This is a genomic window from Dehalococcoidales bacterium (genome assembly GCA_028716225.1).
Taxonomy (GTDB): Bacteria; Chloroflexota; Dehalococcoidia; order Dehalococcoidales; family UBA5760; genus UBA5760.
Map to the genome: position 1 here is coordinate 1 of JAQUQE010000133.1, position 2,892 is coordinate 2,892.

The 2,892-nt window shown below is 53.1% G+C and carries 5 protein-coding genes; all 5 read right to left on the reverse strand.

All coding sequences use genetic code 11. The features are described 5' to 3' along the window. Window positions 1–112 precede the first annotated feature (112 nt). Window positions 113–508, reverse strand: coding sequence for a J domain-containing protein (locus tag PHI12_14740; protein ID MDD5512043.1), 396 nt, complete (start codon window positions 506–508; stop codon window positions 113–115). Further along, the gene (locus PHI12_14745) at window positions 505–744 is read right to left on the reverse strand and encodes a hypothetical protein (protein MDD5512044.1); all 240 of its coding nucleotides are present in this window, start codon (window positions 742–744) and stop codon (window positions 505–507) included. Before PHI12_14745 ends, PHI12_14740 begins: the two co-directional genes overlap by 4 nt. Before the next feature lie 243 nt (window positions 745–987). Then, on the reverse strand, window positions 988–1,725 hold the full coding sequence (locus PHI12_14750; GenBank protein MDD5512045.1) for an ATP-binding protein: 738 nt from the start codon (window positions 1,723–1,725) through the stop codon (window positions 988–990). Then, window positions 1,700–2,542, reverse strand: a complete 843-nt coding sequence (locus PHI12_14755; GenBank protein MDD5512046.1) for a hypothetical protein — start codon at window positions 2,540–2,542, stop codon at window positions 1,700–1,702. The genes PHI12_14750 and PHI12_14755 overlap by 26 nt, the downstream gene beginning before the upstream one ends. 43 nt (window positions 2,543–2,585) lie before the next feature. After that, a partial coding sequence (locus tag PHI12_14760; protein MDD5512047.1) for a hypothetical protein occupies window positions 2,586–2,892 on the reverse strand: 307 nt, incomplete at its 5' end.

The following is a 2,892-nucleotide window of genomic DNA, read 5'->3' on the forward strand; positions in this document are numbered from 1 at the left end:
TGCTCGGCAATCTGCCGTAAGAGCTCAAGGTCGCCCTCTTTCATAACTAACTTCTCCTTGCCCCAAAGAATATGTCCGGTTTAGAAGACGCGTTGAACTGCGTTATCTCCGTTCACCGCCAGCCCCGCTCCCTCTTTATCGCTTCGTAAGCCGCCAGCACCATCTGAAACAGACGCTCTGTGCCCTCAACGCCCGCCGTATCTGGGTGTAGCTTGTGCACCAAATTGTGATACCGCTTTCTCACCTCTTCGTCAGTAGCTGTCCGGTCCAGGCCTAGTATCAGATAGGGGTCGCACATGGATTCACCATTGGGCACCTCCGGAAAGCCGGCGAAGCCCGCACCACTGCTCCGGAGAAACCCCATGAACCGGCGCGGGTCAATTGCCTCCCTCATGAGGGTTTCCGCATACTCCCCCATGGCTTTTTGAAGCTCAGACGGCCACTCCTTACCGAGCCGCCCCAGTTCACCCAGCCATTCATCAGCTAGTTTCTGCCATGGCTCCGTCATTTTCTGCCCTTTTCTTTTTCAAACCGGCCGTCGCAGTTAAGACACACCGGACAGAACCTGAGACTCCCGCCCTCATAGTCCATCCGCATGGTGAAGCTGTCCCCCGTTTTAATCACGCCGCCGCACCGGTGGCAGCGGTGCTCCTTCCGGGCTATTTTGATCGCTCTTTGTGTGCCAAGCTCTTTTGACTGAACCATGGCGCCGTTATTTAGTTTTGATGCCTTTTTCATTCCCATTGCTAACATCCTTACCCAACTTCTTAAAGTCTCCCTTTTTCCCTTCAATCCCAAACGAGCACCGTTCATCATAAGCCGCTACACAGATTTTGAGGTCAGGACAATCTCGACAAGAATCATGCTCGTCAGCGCATTCCCTTAGCCGCTGAACGATATAATTCAAATCCAGTTTTTCTATCCCCGCTTGCGATACGAACTCGGCCCCACTCCTCATTTGCCAAACCCCATTTCGGTTAATACTGGCTACGCTTCCGATGCGTGGGCATCTCTCTCCCTTATCCGGTACTCCGGCGCGTCTATATAAACTACCCTAGCGAAGCTGGCTCTCAGTAATCGACTACCAATGCGCCGCTCAGTATCTCCAGGCAGATCATCAACGGATCGATTTGTCGTCACCACCATGTGCAACCCGTTCACGTAGCGGTAGTCAACTATTTGCATCAGCTTCTCCACCGCCCATTCGGTGGGTTTCTGCGTCCCCAGGTCGTCAAGCACCAAGAGCGGCACCGTGAGCAAGAAATCCATCAGCCGGTCGTATTCCCCTTCACGGTTGTAGCTTGCCCGCAGTTCCTCAAGCATGAGCGGTACCAGCACGTAGCGTGCCGCTTGCCCCCTATCAATCCAACGCCGGCAGATAGCCACCGCCAGGTGGGATTTTCCCACATCGACCGGACCTACCAGCGTCAGCCACCTTAAATCGCCACGTCCTTCGGCAAGCTCTAGCGCCAGTCCGTAGGCTTCCTCAAGCGGTCCGCTAGAGTCAAAGTTCTCGAATGTCCAGCCAGCGGTAGCGGCCGGAAGCTGACACCGGCTCAGCATCTGCTTATACCGCTCTCGCAAAATCCGCTCCCGCGAGCACTCGCAGGGCACGGTCCGGTCATATCGCGGCTTACCCAACTCATCAATCGGATGTACTACCCCACCGCCGCCACAGATAGGGCAAGCAGCCTCTTCCTCACCGGAGTGGTTTGCTGGGGTCAAACGGGGTTGGCTTTCCGGAAAGCGGACCGCTTGGGCTAGCACGCTTTTTATCGAATCCATCGTCACCTCCTTTGCGATAGTTATTCAGGGCTACCTCCAAATCCAGGAACTTCTCCAAACCGCGCTTTAAGAAGTCCTTGAATGTCCACCGGTACTTGAAATAGCACCGCTCATCGTTGACAATGTGTGCGTAATTCTTGATCGCCTGGGAGATTTCCGCCGCGGAGAAATCCCTTGAGGCGGCCGCGAGGGCCCGCGTCATGTCACCTGTGAGCTTCCTGTGTCTAGTCACACCCAGTGAATTCCAGAGGTCAAATAATTCCCTGGCGTCGACTGAATTTTTATGATTGCCCCCTTTGGGGGCTATAGGGGTATAAATACTAGACTTAACTAAACTATACTTAACTATACTGTGCCTACCAGTGGTTGCCACCTGGTTACTATTTGGTTGCGCAGTGGTTACAGTCTGGTTACCACAATCCTCGAAACCGGGGAGACTGGAAGGGTTATAGCGGTCTTTTCTTATCCTTTGATGCTCCCTCCATCCCGGAATATCGAGATACTCACAGCCGTTCTGGCTGTAGAGCCGTATCAGACCCAACTGACTGCAGAGGTCTCTTAGCTCCCTGATGAGATCCTCGGTCTTATCGTTATCGTAAGGAAATATAATTGCCTTAAGGTACTTGGGCGATGCCTTAAGCCTGCCGTCATCGTCCGCGCTGCTAAAGATGCCGATAAATAGCAGCCGTCCTGCGTCAGGGAGACTGCCAATCCTTTCATTTCGCCAGATGTCGGGCTCTATCATGCGACGGGGCATAAACTTCCCTCTTCTTTTTATTTGGTATTAGACGTACTTTTTACTACTCCAGCCGCTTCTGGTAGGGCACCTCAGGACCAAGCGGCGTTTCGGCTATTTCGACTTCTCTTACGCAGCTATCTTCCCTTAAGAGACCCAGAGGTACTAAGAAATTAAAGGTAATGCGGTCGCTATCGGTGAGAGTGTGAGCCACAAAGACCTCCCGCCTTTTACCCATCAGGTGCCGGAATATAAGCCTGCGTATGTCTGCGGTGTATATGTCCAGTATCCTCAGCCACTGAGGCACAAAGTAAATAACTCTCGAACACGGGCTGGCATAACCCCAGGAAAGATAGGCCTTCATGCCACCC

Coding starts and splice junctions, on each gene's coding strand:
- PHI12_14740 (MDD5512043.1), bottom strand. CDS start 508: ATGACGGAGCCATGGCAGAAACTAGCTGATGAATGGCTGGGTGAACTG.
- PHI12_14745 (MDD5512044.1), bottom strand. CDS start 744: ATGGGAATGAAAAAGGCATCAAAACTAAATAACGGCGCCATGGTTCAG.
- PHI12_14755 (MDD5512046.1), bottom strand. CDS start 2,542: ATGCCCCGTCGCATGATAGAGCCCGACATCTGGCGAAATGAAAGGATT.